The organism is Microvirga antarctica, from assembly GCF_017921815.1.
In the GTDB taxonomy this organism is placed as follows: Bacteria; Pseudomonadota; Alphaproteobacteria; order Rhizobiales; family Beijerinckiaceae; genus Microvirga; species Microvirga antarctica.
Genome location: NZ_JAGEMM010000003.1, coordinates 129,705 through 145,135, shown reverse-complemented (window position 1 = coordinate 145,135; position 15,431 = coordinate 129,705). Strand labels below are relative to the sequence as shown.

Below are 15,431 nucleotides of genomic sequence, written 5' to 3'. Positions count from 1 at the left end.
CCTCGGCCGCCGCGGCGGAGCAAAGCCACGCTACCCGCTACGACAGATGCCCAACGATCTTCCTCTGCGCCGTCGCCCTCTCACCTACCTTTCGCTTTGGCCTATGAGGCCTGAGCCTAATTGGGCTCGTGTGTACAAATTCAGGACGTTCCCGTTGGATTCACGCGCACTCGACGCTTGGGGGCCGGTTTCGCAATTCCTCGACGAGGACGCGGGTGTTCTCGGAATAGTCGATCGGCACGTCAACCAGATGAACGCCGCCACCACGGAAGGCGGCTTCGAGCGTCGGCAAGAGGTCCTCGACCGCGCTGACGCGCGAGCCTTTTGCACCGTAGGCTTCGGCATACCGGACGAAGTCGGGATTTCCAAAGGTCATGCCGAAATCTGCGAAGCCGTCGACGGCCTGCTTCCAGCGGATCATGCCATAGGCGCTGTCGTTCAGTATCACGACGACGAGGTTCAGCCCGGTTCGGACTGCGGTTTCCATCTCCTGCGAGTTCATCATGAAGCCGCCATCGCCGCAGACCGCCATAACGCGTCGCTCGGGATAGAGCATCGAGGCCATCATCGCAGAGGGCAGGCCCGCGCCCATGGTTGCCAGCGCATTGTCGAGCAGGAGCGTATTCGCCACATGGGTGCGATAGTTCCGCGCAAACCAGATTTTGTACATGCCGTTGTCTAGGCAAACGATGCCGTCCTCTGGCATGACCTTGCGGACGTCGTGGACGATGCGCTGCGGCGTGATCGGAAAGCGATCCTCTTCGGCCCGGTCGTTGATCCGGGATAAAATCTTTCGACGCAGGCCGAGCATGGTCTCGTCCGGCTTGAGTTTCCCTTCCAGCTTATCAGCGAGCCCTTTCACCGCTGCGCCAATGTCGCCGATCACCTCGATATCCGGTTGATAGACCTGCTCCACTGTGGCCGACTGGTAGCCGATATGGATCACTTTCGGCCCGCCTGCACTACTCATCAGGAAGGGCGGCTTCTCGACCGTGTCGTGGCCGATGGCGATGATGACGTCGGCCCGCGCAACCGCTTCGTGTACATAGTCGCCCTCTGAGAGAGCAGCCGTTCCCATATAGAAGTTAGAGCCGCCAGTGACCGCACCCTTGCCCATTTGAGTGTTGAAGAATGGCAGTTGCGAACGCCGGACAAAGCCGGAAAGAGCATCGACGAGCCGCGGCCGGTTGCCCGCCGCCCCGATCATGACAAGCGGGCTTCGGGCCTCGACGATCAGCGAGACGGCTCTGTCGATCGCGGACGGGGATGGCAGCGGTAAGTCGATCGGATGAACAGAGACAGGCCGCGCATCGTCGATCTCCTCCGCAGCGACATCCTCCGGCAGTTCGAGGTGGACAGGGCCGGGCCGTTCTTCCGCCGCAACGCGGAAGGCGTCTCGCACAACGGCCGGGATGCTGGCGGCACTAATGATCTGGCGGGTCATCTTGGTTAGCGGCTTCATCGACGCGATGACGTCTACGATCTGGAAGCGTGCCTGCTTCGCGCTCATGATAGGCTTCTGGCCGGTGATCAGGATCATCGGCATAGCGCCAAGATGAGCAAAGGCCGCGCCGGTCGAGAAATTCAGCGCTCCCGGCCCCAACGTCGCGAGGCAGACTCCTGGCCTGCCCGTAAGCCGGCCATGGGTAGCGGCCATGAAGGCAGCCGCCTGCTCGTGGCGCGTCAGGACCAGCTTGATGCTGGATGTTCGCAGCGATTCGAGGACGTCGAGGTTTTCCTCGCCTGGCACGCCGAAGATGCGGTCGACGCCCTCATTCTCCAGCGCCGCGACCAATATGTCCGACCCCTTTTGCATCGCTCTTACCCTCGAGTTGCACTCCGGCAATATCGGCGGCCGAGCGCACTTAGACAAGGACTCGACGGGTTGCTGCGTCATTTGTTCCAACGCCCGACGACCAGTTATATACGGTACTATCCGTGCCCGGCTTTGCCGGGGTTTGCCGCATCAAGGCGGATGATCTGTTCCACTGCCCGCGGATCGCCCTCGAGGGACTGGTAAACTGGCTTTGGACGAGGGCCTAGAGCTTGCTGAGCCGGCGAGGAACGGTGTTGGTCTGGATCGTCACCTTCTAATTCAGAGCCGCCCTGACAATCGTGCCGAGGCCTTCTGGCCCTTCTGTCGGCCTTTGCCCCCGCGGCCCGGTTGGAAGCGCGTATGTATTGGCGGTTTGCAGTACCCGACCTCATAGGTCTGTTGAGCAACCGCGGCGTCGGTGCTGTCGCCTCGAACCTCAGCCCCGGCAGCATCGCCCTGATCGGGATGCTTCGGGTTGCCTCGACACTGATCTGCTCCCAGTATCTTGATCGGGTTGGCCTTCTCGGGAGAGTTGGGTCTTTGCTTCACGCGAGCCATCGCCGTTCCCTGACGTGGGACCAATGTGCTGAGATGGCAAAGCATGCGACACTCAGGATCGACACCGGCATCCAGGTCTACTTCTGCGATCCCCAGAGCCCTTGGCGGCACCAATGAGAATACCATTGGACTGCTGCGACAGTACATTCCCAAGGGCACAGAACTGAGCGCCCATCGTACCGAAATGATCGTGGCCGTTGCCGCGACCCTCAACGCCAGGCCGCGAAAGACAGTTTGCTGAAAGACACCAGCGGAGGCTCTTGGCCGATGGCGAGAAGAAGACAACAAAACGCTGTTGCGGCGACCGATTGAATCACCCAAAAAGGCCAGCGTACGCGACGCTGAGCGCCTGGCCGAAGCGGGCATCGAGCCCTCTGTCGACAGCTTTAGTGACAGCTACGACAACGCCCTCGCCGAGACTATCACCGGCCTCTACAAGGGTGAGGTAATCCAAAGCCGCGGAACCTGGCGGAGCTTTGAGGCCGCCGAGTTTGCGACGCTGACCTGTGTCGACTGGTTTAAAAATCGCCCGCCGTTGGAGCCCACCGGCAACCTCCCGCCGGCTGAGGAGAGGAACGCTACTACGCCATGCTGGAGCCAGTCATGGCGGCATGACCCAAACGAAACCGCTTTCGGGAAACCCGGGGCGCTTCCGCGTACGGCGATTGTCCGCACAATGACCGTAGGGTACAGATAGCCTTCATGAGCTGCGTAGAACGGGACAGAGGAACAGTTATGGCGATGTCGATCGGGGCGTTTCTTGTCGCTGGCCTAGCGGCGCTCAGTTTCGTCGCCCCGTTGCACGCTCAGACCGCGCTCTCGCCTCCGGTGGTATTTGATCATGTTCGGGTCTTCGACGGCTTAGGTCTGACGGCTCCGATGAACGTCCTGGTCGAGGGCAATCAGATTGCCAGGATTTCGGCAGAACCGATCACGACAACGGACCAGGCAATCCGCATCTCGGGCGAGGCCCGGACCCTCATGGCCGGACTGATCGATGCGCACTGGCATACCTTTATGGCGCGACCGACAATGGTGATGGCGTCAACGGCACCCTTGACACTGATCACCTTGATGGCGGGGGCGGAAGCCGAAGCGACGCTGCTGCGGGGCTTCACCAGTGTTCGGGACCTCGGCAGCCCCTCATTCGGACTCAAGATGGCAATCGACAGAGGTGTCGTCGTTGGTCCACGCATATGGCCGTCAGGAGCCATGATTTCGCAAAGTGGCGGCCACGGCGATTTCCGCATGCTTCACGAAGTGCCTGCCACCCCGGACACGCTGAGCTATCCCGAACGGATCGGCATGTCGGCTATCGCCGATTCGCCAGATGAGGTGCGCAAACGCACCCGAGAGCAATTGCTGCAGGGTGCCAGCCAGGTCAAGCTAACCGTTGGCGGCGGCGTATCGTCTCCCTATGGCCCGATCGATACAGTCCAGTTGAGTGTTCCTGAAATCCGGGCGGCGGTCGAAGCTGCAGCCAACTGGGGCACCTATGTGACGGTGCACGCCTATACTCCCGAGGCTATTCGAAATGCCATCGAAGGGGGCGCCAAGGTCATTGATCACGGTCAGCTTGCCGACGAAGCGACCGCAAAACTGATGGCTGACAACGGGACGTGGTGGAGCCTTCAGCCCTTCCTGCCCGACGAGATGGCGAATGCGCAACCGGATGCCGCCGGTCGAGCGCAAGCGGCAGAAGTCCGCGCGGGAACCGACAATGCCTATCGTCTGGCAAAGCAATTCGGAGTGAAGGTCGCCTTTGGCACCGACATTCTGTTCGACGGCGCGCGGGCGGCTCGGCAAGGCGCGCAGCTGCAGACGATGACGCGATGGTATACGCCAGCGGAGGTGCTGAGAATGGCAACCGCCGACAACGCAGCACTGTTGGCGCTGTCCGACCGGCGCAATCCCTATCCCGGCAAGCTGGGGGTCGTCGAAGTCGGCGCTCTGGCCGACCTGCTTCTGGTCGACGGTGATCCAATCGCTGACATCTCGTTGTTGTCAGACCCGTCCAAGAACTTGCTGGTGATCATGAAGGACGGACGCGTCGTCAAAAACGCGCTGCTGGCGAACTAGATCAGATTCGACGTACTCCGGATCATATCCGGCTGCGGAGAAGTAGTTTTCGCACTCGTCGGGTCTGAAAGCGGAGAGGCGGTCGGCGATGACGGCCCAGAGGTCGTCGATGGCCTCGCGTACGCCGCCGATCTTGTGGAACGGAAGATTATTCATGACGACAGTGTCCCGGGAGGCAGCTCCGCTGCCCGAACCTGCTCGGTAAAGGCAAGGACGGCAGGGCCGCTCATCGTCCCGTCAAGCAGCATCCGAGCGGCGACCCACTCAGCCGCAGCCCCGCCGTAAAGGTCGTCGTCTTCCAATGTCCTTTCGCCGACGACCGTTTCTGGCGCGTCGGTTTCTCCCAAGCCAATCCCTCACCGCGGGGGGGCCGCCCGCGACATCGTAGTATGGCCGCCGTGGCGTCTTAATGAGAACTTCTGTTCTTGCCAGCAAAATTCTGTTGCTCTCCCTCGTTCTTGCTCCTCTTAGCCGGTTGAAAGCAGATAGACACCTTGCCCGAGGTAGATGGCGCCGATAGCACTAACGAGAAAGAGCGTGCCGCGTCGGAAACCGTTGTTCGTGAGCCGCAGGAGGATGTGGTGTCCCACGAGCGAGCCGGCGATCGAGAATGGAGCCGCGATGCCGATCGACGTCAGCTCCGCCGTCGATAGAAGCCAGAGTGAAGCGGAATAGAAGACGATTTTTGCCAAGTGCGATAAAACCTGCAGCGCAGCTTTGGTCGCGATGATCTGGCGGCGGTCCATGGATGTCCGGATAAAGAACACGTCGACGATTGGCCCGGCGACGCCGACGCCGATATTCAATCCACCAGATAGGAATCCACACAGCGTAGCATGGAACGGTCGCGTCGCGTCGAGGTGCGCCCAACGCGTGGGGATCCACGCGGTGATGGTGAGAAGGCCCACGCCAATCGAAACAGACGCCCGGTCAGGTGTGTAGTTCACGAAGGCCAGCAAAAGCAGCGAGGCCCCTAGGCCAGCTGTAGAGAAGCGAATAATGCGCCAGTCGATCCATGCCCTGGCAAGATACGCGCGCGATACATTGGCGACTAACTGCAACACGCCCTGCACGGCGATAGCAGTGGCGGCCGGCATGATAAGGAGCAGCATCCAGAGAAGCAGCATCCCACCGACCATTCCGAATACCCCGGAGAGGGTTGAGGTCAGCAGGACGGCGCCGACGAGGAACGCTCCGATCAGAAACGTCACGTACGTTCCGACCCAGGGGGGCTGGCTCGGATCGATGAGAGAACTACTTTCGCGGTTCTGAATTCTTTGAAATCTTCATCCATTGAGGAGGCTTGCCGAGGATTTTTTCGTATTCAGACTCAAACACGCAAGGCTAGTCACGTCTGCGAGCGCTCTATCTCCTCCGCTGCCGCGAGGAGCCGGGTTTTGTGCATGTCAAGAAATCTGGTGTGTAGATCTGCGGCGACGAAAGACTCGTCGCGAAGGCAGGCTAACAGGAAGCTGCGATTGGTCTTGATTCCCTCAACCGTCAGATTTTCGAGTGCCGAAATGGCAGTCTGCACGGCGGCAGCACGTGTTTTCCCGTGGGCTATGATCTTTGCAACCAGCGGATCATAGAACGGCGTCACCATGTCCCCTTCGCGGTATCCTGTATCGACCCGAAGTCCCGGCAATGGCTCCGGCAAGCGGAATATTGTCAGCCGACCCGGCGATGGAAAGAAGGATTTGGCAGGGTTTTCTGCATAGAGACGACATTCGATGGCACAACCCTCGGTCTCCAGAGTGTGAGGGATCGTCACACCCGTTCCGCCCGCGGCCAATTTAAGCTGCATGGCAACGAGGTCGACGCCGGTGATCATCTCCGTGATCGGATGCTCGACCTGGATGCGCGTATTCATCTCAAGGAAGAAGAATTCAAAGCTCTCAGCATCCACGATGAACTCGACGGTTCCTGCGCCCGCGTAATTTGTCTCGCGGCACAAGGACAGCGCTGCTTCGCACATGCGGTCGCGCACTCGGCTCGCCAAATTTGGCGCAGGCGCTTCTTCGATCACTTTTTGAAAGCGGCGCTGGAGAGAACAATCACGGTCAAACAGATGCACGGCACGGCCATCACCTAAACCGAAAACCTGGATCTCCACATGGCGGGCTTTCGGGAGATACCGCTCAAGATAGACATCGCCGTTGCCAAACGATTTTTCAGCCGCAGCCTGAACACTCGCGACCAATGCGGCAAGTCCGTCTGGTCCATCGGCCTGTCGCATGCCGATTCCCCCGCCTCCGGCCGCGGCCTTGATGAGCAGGGGAAAGCCGACTTTCTCCGCCGCTGCCTCGACGCCGGCAAGCTCTCCGATCTTGAAGCGAACGCTGCCACGAACAACCGGCACGTCCGCCTTAGCGGCGGTGCCGCGGGCCGTCTGCTTGTCGCCCATCTGCCGTATCGTTTCCGGAGCAGGGCCGACCCAGATAAGTCCATGTTGAATCACGGCCTCGGCGAAAGCAGCATTTTCAGAGAGGAACCCGTAGCCGGGATGAACAGCGTCTGCACCACTCTCCAACGCTGCTTCGAGAATACGCTGCATGTTAAGATAACTCAGCGTCGGCTGAGCGGGACCCACGGCGATGGCCTCGTCTGCCATCTGCGCATGTAACGAATCCCTGTCGGCCTCGGAATAGATCGCCACGGTGGAAATGCCGAGCGCTTGCGCGCTCCGGATGATGCGGCAGGCGATTTCGCCTCGATTGGCGATCAGAAGTTTTCGCACGATGTCATTGCTCCAGGCGAACGACGACATCGCCGTCAGCAACCATATCACCTTCCGCTACGAGGATTTCGCAGACCTTCCCGGAGTCACTGGCAGCGACGGGAATTTCCATCTTCATAGCCTCAATCAAAATAAGCGTGTCGCCCTCCTCTACGTCCTGTCCCACTTGCACGAGGATCTTCCAGATAGATCCCGTCATTTCACTGCTCACATCAATCTTCGCCATATCGCCCTCCCTCGACTCCGCTTATCGCTCGTAGCCCCAAATTTAAGGCGTTGCAAGAACAACTACTTTCTGTGAGGATGTCCCTGTTGGCGGCCGTGTTCCGATCATGGCTGGCACGCGGGAGTCGAGAATCGCAGTATCGTAGTTATGTATACAACTACTTTTGGACGTTGAGGATCTGCATCGAATGGCCACGAACGAAGCGATGGGAAGTGTCGAAGGCGCGTTGGATGAATTGGCAACGCGCCGTTCGAAGGCGCTCTCGATGGGCAGTCCCAAACGTTTGCAGGACCGTCGCGAGGCGGGTGTGCTTAACGCCCGAGAGCGCTTGGATTACATCCTTGACGAGGGCAGTTTCTTCGAAGTCGGACTACTCGCGACGTCGAACCGACCTGAGATGCGCGACCGGACGCCCGCCGATGGCAAGATTGCGGGCTTCGGTCGAATCAACGGCCGGCAGGTCGCGATCGTATCGAACGATTTTACCGTGCTCGGCGCATCTTCGAGCGTCATTAACGGCAAGAAAATCAAACACGTGAAGGACGCTGCCGCCTCGCGCGGCATGCCGCTCGTAATGCTGGGAGAATCTTCGGGCGCCCGCATGCCTGACCGCATGGGAGCATCCGGACGATCGATACTCGGTCAGGACGCATTCGAGTTTCGCAGGCGACGTGAAATGCCGCTCGTCTCCGCCTTGCTCGGTGATTGCTACGGCTCATCAACATGGTACGCGTGCATGTCCGATTTCGCTGTGATGCGGAAGGGCGCCACAATGGCAGTGGCAAGCAGCCGCGTGACTTCTGTCGCTATCAATCAACAGGTCGATCCTGAAGAGCTGGGCGGCTGGAAGCTGCATACTGAAAAGACCGGCCTTGTTGATTACGCGGTTGCGACAGACGAAGAAGTACTGGCCATCATAAAGACGTATCTCGCCTACATGCCTCAAAATCAAGCGGAGACGGCCCCGCTAGTGGCGGTACCCGCGGGGTCGGACGATACGCCAGAAAGCGTTCTCGAACACTTTCCGGAAAGCGCATCTCAGGTTTACGATTGCCGCAAGATCCTGAGCACACTTGTTGATCGCGACAGTTTGTTCGAACTGAAACCCAAATTCGGCCGTTCCATCGTAACTGCTCTCACCCGTATCGGCGGTCGTAGCGTTGGCGTTATCGCGAACAACCCAATGGTACGCGGCGGGGCCATTGACGTGGACGCTATGCGCAAGGCGACAAGTTTTCTCGTTCTGTGCGATTCATTCAACATCCCCATCGTATTTTTCGTCGACCAGCCGGGTTTCCTGATCGGAGTCGAGGGAGAAAAGCGATGGGCTCCAGGTCGGATCATGAACTGGATGAATGCGCTGTCGCAAGTCACAGTTCCCAGGATCGTCGTCACATTGCGCAAGAACTATGGACAGGCCTACCTGAATATGGGCGGTGGTCGTCATTCCGAGCTTGCAGCAGCGTGGCCCACCGCCAATTTTGGGTTCATGGATCCGCGCGTTGGTGTCAACGTGCTTCATGGCATCAAGCGCGATGATGATCCCGAGCGATTTGACAAGCTTGTGGCGGAAATCGCGCAGGATAGTTCCGCCTTCGCGCTGGCTGGGTTGTTCGAGGCACAGGCCATCATAGACCCTCGGGAGACGCGCCGCTTTCTGATTTCGGCTCTGGCGATCCAATGCTCGGGCCCGAAGGGCGGCGTGGGTCAACATCATCTGTGCAACTGGCCGACGAGCTACTGAGAGGTGAGCATGCAACAGGCTTCCATTGCGAAAGTTCCCTCCGTAACCGTGGGCCGGATTCTCGACGAAGCGATCACGAGACGCCATTCCGCGCTCGACGAACACAGCGCAAAGGCGATCCTTTCAGAGATCGGAATTGATGTACCCAAAAGGGTCCGCATTGCCCCCGGCCAAGCGGTGGCCTCAGCCTTGTCGGGGTTGCGGCCGCCCTTTGTGCTGAAAGGTCTCGCGAGCCAAGCTATTCACAAGAGCGACATCGGCGCCGTGGTCCTCGGCCTTTCGGATGCCGCTGCCGTGGAATCGTGTTGCGCCGAGATTCACCGAAAGATGGTTCACGCCGGGTATGAACTCACTGGCTATCTCATCGAAGAGATGGCCTCACCAGGCATCGAGATTGTGATCGGCGGTGTTACAGACCCACAACTCGGCCCGATGTTGATGGTTGGCGCAGGCGGCGTCTACGCAGAAATCCTCAAGGACGTTTCGTTTCGACTCTGTCCGATAGATGCCCGCGACGCGCATGAGATGGTGAGCGAGCTGAAAATTGCTCCCATCTTGAATGGTGCGCGGGGACGTTCGGCTGTCGACATCAAGCGCATTCACGCGGCCCTGCTGGCGCTTGGAGGCGAGAGCGGCTTTTTCACAACGTATGCCGCGCAAGTGACCGAGTTCGACCTCAATCCTCTCATTGCTAGTCCTGACGGATTGATCGCTGTCGATTCCCGCATGGTCCTCGCAGGAGGCGAAAGGTGACTTTGGTTCCACGCGTTGAACAGCGCGCCTCCGACGAATTCGCCCCCTTGTTTCGACCAAAGGTGATCGCTGTCGTCGGGGCATCCGCTACGGGAACGACAGCTGGGAACCGCTTTATCCGGTTGTTAAAATCAGGCGGTTACGCCGGCCGGATCGTACCGATCCATCCGAAGGCGGACGAGATCGAAGGTATCACCGCATATCGGTCGATCGGGGATATGTCGGAAATCGCGGACTATGCCTATCTGACCGTACCGGCGGAGCGGGTTGAGGAGGTTCTTGCCTCGGCAGGAGGGAAGCTTCGCTTTGCTCAAGTCATGGCAAGCGCGAGCGCCGAGGCTCACCACGCGTGGGAAGAACGGCTGCGCGACCTCTGCTATCTGGGGGGCTTTCGCCTGATCGGACCGAACTGTATGGGCACTCATTCGCCGCGTGGGGGCTACACCTTCATGGAAGGCGTCAACACGGAGGCAGGCTCCGTCGGCATCGCCTGCCAAAGTGGCGGGCTAGGAATGGATATTCTGCGACGAGGTCAGAATCTCGGGCTCCGATTCAGTGGCTTGGTGACACTCGGCAATTCGATCGATGTGAGCCCGTCCGATCTCTTCGAATTCTATTTGCAAGATCCTGATACAAAGGTCGTCGGCCTCTACATAGAAGACGTGAAAGACGGCCAGCGCTTCCAGCAGCTTGCCCGGCTCAACCGAGGCCGCAAGCCCGTTGTGCTTCTAATCGGCGGCGTCACAGGTCTCGGTCGAAAAGCGGCAGAGTCGCATACGGGGGCGCTCGGTGGCACGGAGCAGGCGTGGGGAGCTTTGGCGCGGCAGACCGGCATGGTCCTCACCAACACCCTGGACGAGTTTCTTGACGCCCTCCAGCTCTGTCTGTGGCTTGCGCCGAAGTCGGCCAGGCAAGAGCCTGAAGTAACGCTATTCGGAAACGGCGGAGGCACCAGTGTGCTTGCGACGGATTCGCTCGATCGCGCAGGCTTCAAACTGGCTGTTCCAACAACGCAAGCCCGGCTCGAATACACCAGGATCACGCTTCCGGCAGGTGCGAGCCTTGAGAACCCGATCGACCTGCCCGCAAGCGTACTGAAAGAGCAGGATGGCCGGGTAACGGCCAAAATCCTGGATATCGACCGGCGCTGCACGAATCCCTACGCTACGATCATCCACCTTAATCTTCCAGTTATCATGGGCTACCGTCACGTCGCCGACTTCTTGCCAAACCTGATGAACTCTGTCTTCGGCGCGGAAGAAAAGTCTCAGGATAGGCCACATTGCGTCCTGGTCCTTCGCTCAGATCGGAGCGAGGAAGTCGATGCGTGGAGGCGAAGCTTCAGGAATGTGGCCGCAGAGAGAGGAGTCCCAACGTTCGACGAAATCCCACAGGCAATTGATGCCCTTTCCGTCTTTCGTCGATATGAGTCGTTTCTATCGGCGACGGGTGTTGGCTCAGCCAGGGTTCAATCGCCGCTCTCGAGGGATAGTAAATGATGGCGACGAAAACGAAGGCTACCGAGACGACAGACGCCCTCTTGGAGGATTTCAAGCGACTGGGCTTCACGGTCTATGAGGCCAAGGTCTACATGCAATTGCTGACGGAGAGCCCTGCGACCGCCTATGAGATTGCAAAGGCGAGCGGGGTGCCGCGACCAAACACCTACAATGCGCTCGAATCGCTCAGTAAACGTGGAGCGGTGCAACCGATCAGCGAAAATCCCGCGCGCTATGTCGCCTCCCCGCCTCAAAGGCATCTGGGAAACCTCGCCCGCCAGAACTTGGCGATTTGTGACCGGCTGACTGATGAGCTCGCGCGACTGAAAGTGCCAGAAGACGATCAATATGTCTGGAATGTTCAGGGTGAGCAGGCGATCGACCGGAAGATCAACGCTCTCATCCGAGAAAGCCGCGTCAGCTTACGCATCAAAGCCGCGGATGACGTGCTTCGAATTTACTCCGACGAGCTGCGTGCTGCGGCACAACGCGGCGTCGAAGTTCTCATCATTTTGTTCGGCAAGGACCCCGAGGAGTTTCGCTTTACCAAGAACTGCAGAGTCTATCTGCACGAGGGGAATGGCGTGCGCATCGGCAGCGCTGACAATCTCTTCACATTGACGATCGACCACAACCAAGCGGTCACCGCGACCACCGATAAGATGACGGCGTTCTACACGCGGAACAACGCGGTCGTCCAAATGGCTGATTCCCTTATTCGGCACGATTATTACATGGCAGAGATTCACATGCGTTTCGGTCCGCAGATCGACGATGTCTTCGGACCGCACTTAAGAGATCTCCGTCTCAGCATCTTCTCTCTGGAGCAGGCACTCACCTTCCGGGAAAAGGTAGGGTTGAAGTAGCAGAAGACTACGTGTCGCCACCGAGCGACGGCAACCTCTCGCAGGCAAAGGTACGCGAAACCCAAATACGTCAAACAGGAGGAAACTTATGCGTTCTAAAACCATCATTCTCGCGGCGGCGCTCGCGGCCGGTCTGGCGGGAGCCGCTCACTCCCAGGCTTATCCGACGAAAGCGATCAACTGGGTCATTCCCTTCTCGCCGGGCTCCGGTGCAGACACGTTTGCCCGGACATTAATCACCGCCACGTCAGATGTGCTCAAGCAGCCAATCGTGCCGGTTAACAAGGATGGCGGCGGCACCGCGATCGGAGTGGCCTATACCCTTGCACAGGCCCCCGACGGATATACGGTCTTTAGCCAGTCCGACACGCTGTTATTGGGGATTACCGGAGGTCAATGGCCGGTCAAGGCTGACGCCATCGTACCGGTCGCCCGCATCAACGCTGACTACAAGACACTCGTGGTTCCTAAAAATAGCCCGCTGAAGACCTATGACGATTTCCTAGCCGCGGCGAGAGCCAAGCCTGGTGGTATCAAGGTTGGCGGTGTCGGCGCCAAAAGCTGGTCATCGTTTTTTGTGAACAAGCTCTCGAAGGGCGCAGACATCAAACTCACCTACGTCCCCTACGATGGTGGCAGCGGCGTCGTTTCGGCGGTCCTCGGCGATAACATCGATGCCGCCGTGGTAACGAGCAGCAACGTCAACGCGCAGGTCGATTCCGGAGACCTGCGGATGCTTGCACTCAGCTTGGGCAAGCGGGCGGAAGATCGGCCCAATGTGGCGACCTTCCTCGAAAAGGGGCACGCTAACATAAACGACGAGGTGTTATGGAGAGGCGTGTTTGCCAAGGTCGGCACGCCTGATTCCGTACTTAAGACGCTCAGCGATGCCCTTGAGAAAGCGACAAAAGATCCCCGCTGGATCCAGTATATGAAACAGCAGCGTCAACAGGAAGCTTTCATGCCCTACAAGGAATTCGGTGAGTACTTCAAGGAACAGATCAAGGAATTCTCAGCACAGTAAACTCGGCAATTGACCCGCTTCGGCTAAGGGGCGGGTCAATCCGTGCCGCGTCCTTCTGATCACACGATTTCATCCCTGCTTGGCGAGCTTCGTAACATGTCGAGCATTGATTGCACCGATTTAGGCGCATGCCGCTCAGAGTGTCTTAGAACAGAGAATTTGCGGACCGGCAATTGAAGGTTGACCTCGTAGAAGTTTCCTTCTGCCATGCGTGGGAAGACAGCACGCTTCGACAGAACGGTGGCGCTGGCTCCGGCGTCGACTGCGGCGAGGCAGGCCTCGTTCGACGGCATTTCCAGGATTGTCGGCAGCCGCGCCGGATCCATGCCCAGACCGATCAGGTTCGCCTCGAATTCGGAGCGCGTTCCGGACCCGGGTTCGCGCATCACCCATGTGGTGGTGGGAAGGTCGGCGACACTAATCTCTCGGCCGTCAGCCCAAGGATGATGCTTACTTACAATAAGGACGATTCGGTCGCTTGCCACAACCTCCTGGATAAGGTCGCGCGAATCGACCTTGCCCTCCACCAGTCCTAGATCCGAGTTGCCCTCTAGGACGGCGGCCGCGACCGTCGTGGTGTTGCCGAGATGAAGCTTTATTTCGACGCGCGGATAGCGTTCTCGATAGCGGACGAGGTGAGGCGGGAGCCAGTAACTTGCCACGGTCTGGCTCGCATGAAGTCGAAGAACACCAGATGCAGCACCCCCGAGATCCACGAGAAAACGTTCCGCCTGCTCTGCACGACCGATAACATTGCGCGCCTCGACCATGAATAATCGCCCCGCCTGCGTCAGCTCGATCCGGCGGCCGACGCGATTGAACAGCGTGACCGAGTGGCGCGCTTCAAGCAACGCGATGGCGGCACTCACGGCGGACTGCGTCATATTAAGTGCCTGTGCCGCCTTGGTGACATGCTCACGTGTGGCGACTTCCAGAAAGATGCGGAGTTGATCAAGTGTCATGGTTGTTCATCAGCATTCGTCTGAAGCGAACGTTACCAAATTAAATATCTGTTGGATTGCAGATCTGTCCACTGGCAAAAGTGTTTGGAGATAAATCGCGCCAGGACTGGGTCGCTGAGAGGATGAACGGAATGCGAATCGCGATCGTCGGCGCAGGGGCTATTGGAGGGTACTTCGGTGCCAACATAATCCGGGCCGGTCTTGACGTCACTTTAATAGATGCATGGCCCGAGCACGTCGAGCATGTGCGCCGCCATGGGCTGACCGTGGAAGGCATGTCGGGAAACACTAGTCTGAATGTGAAGGCCGACATCCGCCACGTCGGAGACGTTCAAGGCTTGATTCGGGAGCCGGCTTTCGATGTGGTTTTCATCGCGGTGAAATCTTACGATACATTGTGGGCGACGCAACTCATTCTACCCTACCTCGCGGAGGATGGAGTAGTCGCGTCTCTTCAAAATTCTCTTAATGAAGGCGAGATCGCGTCGATCGCAGGATCCGAACGCACCTATGGCTGCGCCATCACGGCACTCGCCTGCGAGCTCAGAGAGGCAGGACTTGTGCGCCGCCATTCGCCGACAGGCAGCGTGAGCGTTGGCGCGATAGATAGCAAAAACCGGGCAAACTGCGAGGTGATCGCAGGAATACTCAATCACGCCGAATCGAGTGTCGCGATTGACAATCTCATCGGCGTGAAATGGTCGAAGCTCGTCATCAATGCGATGCGTAATGGGCTGTCGGCCATGACTGGTATGACAGGGCTGGAGCGCGACACGGATCCCGTGACGATCGAACTAGGCATGCGACTTGGAGCACAGGCGGTTCAGGTCGGGCGAGCCCTCGGTTACGAGCTCGTGGACACCGGTTTTTCGTTCGACACACTCGTGGCGACAGCGAGCGGGGACTGTGACGCCATCCGAATAATCCGATCTAGAATGGCCGAAATTTCAGGTGCCCGAAGCAGCGACCAAAGACCTTCGATGGCGCAGGATATTCGCAAGGGACGGAGAACTGAGACAGATGCCATTAATGGACTCGTCGCCCGGCTGGGCCGCGAAGTGGGCGTCGATGCCGGTGCAAATCAGAAGGTCCATGAGACGATCCAGCGGATCGAGCGCGGCGAACTCCAGCCATCGCCGGCGCTGGCGGCAGGGATCGTCTAATCGC

At 58.8% G+C, this 15,431-nt stretch carries 12 protein-coding genes and 2 pseudogenes; 9 read left to right on the top strand and 5 right to left on the bottom strand.

Annotated features, from left to right (window positions below; all coding sequences use genetic code 11):
- Window positions 1-160 precede the first annotated feature (160 nt).
- On the bottom strand, window positions 161-1,816 hold the full coding sequence (locus J4G32_RS11870; RefSeq protein ID WP_210494215.1) for an acetolactate synthase large subunit: 1,656 nt from the start codon (window positions 1,814-1,816) through the stop codon (window positions 161-163).
- 558 nt (window positions 1,817-2,374) lie between these two features.
- On the opposite strand from J4G32_RS11870, the pseudogene J4G32_RS11865 reads away from it, so the two are divergent.
- The 3 genes and pseudogenes from J4G32_RS11865 to J4G32_RS11855 all read left to right on the top strand — a co-directional run.
- Window positions 2,375-2,615 (top strand): annotated as a pseudogene (locus J4G32_RS11865) (IS30 family transposase); the annotation flags it as partial.
- A gap of 87 nt (window positions 2,616-2,702) precedes the next feature.
- A pseudogene (locus J4G32_RS11860) lies at window positions 2,703-2,989 on the top strand (IS3 family transposase); the annotation flags it as partial.
- 120 nt (window positions 2,990-3,109) lie between these two features.
- Window positions 3,110-4,453: a metal-dependent hydrolase family protein gene (locus J4G32_RS11855; protein WP_210492949.1), complete on the top strand. Its 1,344-nt coding sequence runs from the start codon at window positions 3,110-3,112 to the stop codon at window positions 4,451-4,453.
- 467 nt (window positions 4,454-4,920) lie between these two features.
- On the opposite strand, the gene J4G32_RS11850 is transcribed toward J4G32_RS11855, so the two are convergent.
- The 3 genes from J4G32_RS11850 to J4G32_RS11840 form a co-directional block, all read right to left on the bottom strand.
- On the bottom strand, window positions 4,921-5,664 hold the full coding sequence (locus J4G32_RS11850) for a TSUP family transporter (RefSeq protein WP_210492941.1): 744 nt from the start codon (window positions 5,662-5,664) through the stop codon (window positions 4,921-4,923).
- Between the two features lie 137 nt (window positions 5,665-5,801).
- Entirely contained in the window at window positions 5,802-7,232 is a 1,431-nt protein-coding gene (locus tag J4G32_RS11845) for an acetyl-CoA carboxylase biotin carboxylase subunit (RefSeq protein ID WP_246505014.1), read from the bottom strand.
- Window positions 7,195-7,416: a biotin/lipoyl-binding carrier protein gene (locus tag J4G32_RS11840; protein WP_210492928.1), complete on the bottom strand. Its 222-nt coding sequence runs from the start codon at window positions 7,414-7,416 to the stop codon at window positions 7,195-7,197. Before J4G32_RS11840 ends, J4G32_RS11845 begins: the two co-directional genes overlap by 38 nt.
- Window positions 7,417-7,603: 187 nt before the next feature.
- Between J4G32_RS11840 and J4G32_RS11835 the strand changes: the two genes are divergently transcribed.
- From J4G32_RS11835 to J4G32_RS11815, 5 genes are all read left to right on the top strand, one after another.
- Window positions 7,604-9,160 carry an acyl-CoA carboxylase subunit beta gene (locus tag J4G32_RS11835; RefSeq protein ID WP_210492918.1) on the top strand — a complete coding sequence of 519 codons (1,557 nt, stop codon included), beginning with the start codon at window positions 7,604-7,606 and terminating at the stop codon, window positions 9,158-9,160.
- 9 nt (window positions 9,161-9,169) lie between these two features.
- Window positions 9,170-9,913: an acetate--CoA ligase family protein gene (locus J4G32_RS11830; protein ID WP_210492913.1), complete on the top strand. Its 744-nt coding sequence runs from the start codon at window positions 9,170-9,172 to the stop codon at window positions 9,911-9,913.
- Window positions 9,910-11,412 carry a CoA-binding protein gene (locus J4G32_RS11825; protein WP_210492905.1) on the top strand — a complete coding sequence of 501 codons (1,503 nt, stop codon included), beginning with the start codon at window positions 9,910-9,912 and terminating at the stop codon, window positions 11,410-11,412. The genes J4G32_RS11830 and J4G32_RS11825 overlap by 4 nt, the downstream gene beginning before the upstream one ends.
- Complete coding sequence (locus tag J4G32_RS11820; protein WP_210492887.1) at window positions 11,409-12,278, top strand: TrmB family transcriptional regulator; 870 nt, start codon at window positions 11,409-11,411, stop codon at window positions 12,276-12,278. The genes J4G32_RS11825 and J4G32_RS11820 overlap by 4 nt, the downstream gene beginning before the upstream one ends.
- Window positions 12,279-12,366: 88 nt before the next feature.
- Entirely contained in the window at window positions 12,367-13,302 is a 936-nt protein-coding gene (locus tag J4G32_RS11815) for a tripartite tricarboxylate transporter substrate binding protein (protein ID WP_210492878.1), read from the top strand.
- 59 nt (window positions 13,303-13,361) lie between these two features.
- Here the strand turns inward: J4G32_RS11815 and J4G32_RS11810 are convergent, their stop codons facing one another.
- The gene (locus J4G32_RS11810) at window positions 13,362-14,264 is read right to left on the bottom strand and encodes a LysR family transcriptional regulator (RefSeq protein WP_210492871.1); all 903 of its coding nucleotides are present in this window, start codon (window positions 14,262-14,264) and stop codon (window positions 13,362-13,364) included.
- 131 nt (window positions 14,265-14,395) lie between these two features.
- Here J4G32_RS11810 and J4G32_RS11805 point away from each other — a divergent pair, with 131 nt between their 5' ends.
- The gene (locus tag J4G32_RS11805) at window positions 14,396-15,427 is read left to right on the top strand and encodes a ketopantoate reductase family protein (RefSeq protein ID WP_210492864.1); all 1,032 of its coding nucleotides are present in this window, start codon (window positions 14,396-14,398) and stop codon (window positions 15,425-15,427) included.
- Window positions 15,428-15,431 lie beyond the last annotated feature (4 nt).

Bases quoted from the DNA above. Each gene is read 5' to 3' on its own strand.
- J4G32_RS11870 (WP_210494215.1), bottom strand. From the start codon at position 1,816: ATGCAAAAGGGGTCGGACATATTGGTCGCGGCGCTGGAGAATGAGGGC.
- J4G32_RS11855 (WP_210492949.1), top strand. From the start codon at position 3,110: ATGGCGATGTCGATCGGGGCGTTTCTTGTCGCTGGCCTAGCGGCGCTC.
- J4G32_RS11840 (WP_210492928.1), bottom strand. From the start codon at position 7,416: ATGGCGAAGATTGATGTGAGCAGTGAAATGACGGGATCTATCTGGAAG.
- J4G32_RS11835 (WP_210492918.1), top strand. From the start codon at position 7,604: ATGGCCACGAACGAAGCGATGGGAAGTGTCGAAGGCGCGTTGGATGAA.
- J4G32_RS11830 (WP_210492913.1), top strand. From the start codon at position 9,170: ATGCAACAGGCTTCCATTGCGAAAGTTCCCTCCGTAACCGTGGGCCGG.
- J4G32_RS11820 (WP_210492887.1), top strand. From the start codon at position 11,409: ATGATGGCGACGAAAACGAAGGCTACCGAGACGACAGACGCCCTCTTG.
- J4G32_RS11815 (WP_210492878.1), top strand. From the start codon at position 12,367: ATGCGTTCTAAAACCATCATTCTCGCGGCGGCGCTCGCGGCCGGTCTG.
- J4G32_RS11810 (WP_210492871.1), bottom strand. From the start codon at position 14,264: ATGACACTTGATCAACTCCGCATCTTTCTGGAAGTCGCCACACGTGAG.
- J4G32_RS11805 (WP_210492864.1), top strand. From the start codon at position 14,396: ATGCGAATCGCGATCGTCGGCGCAGGGGCTATTGGAGGGTACTTCGGT.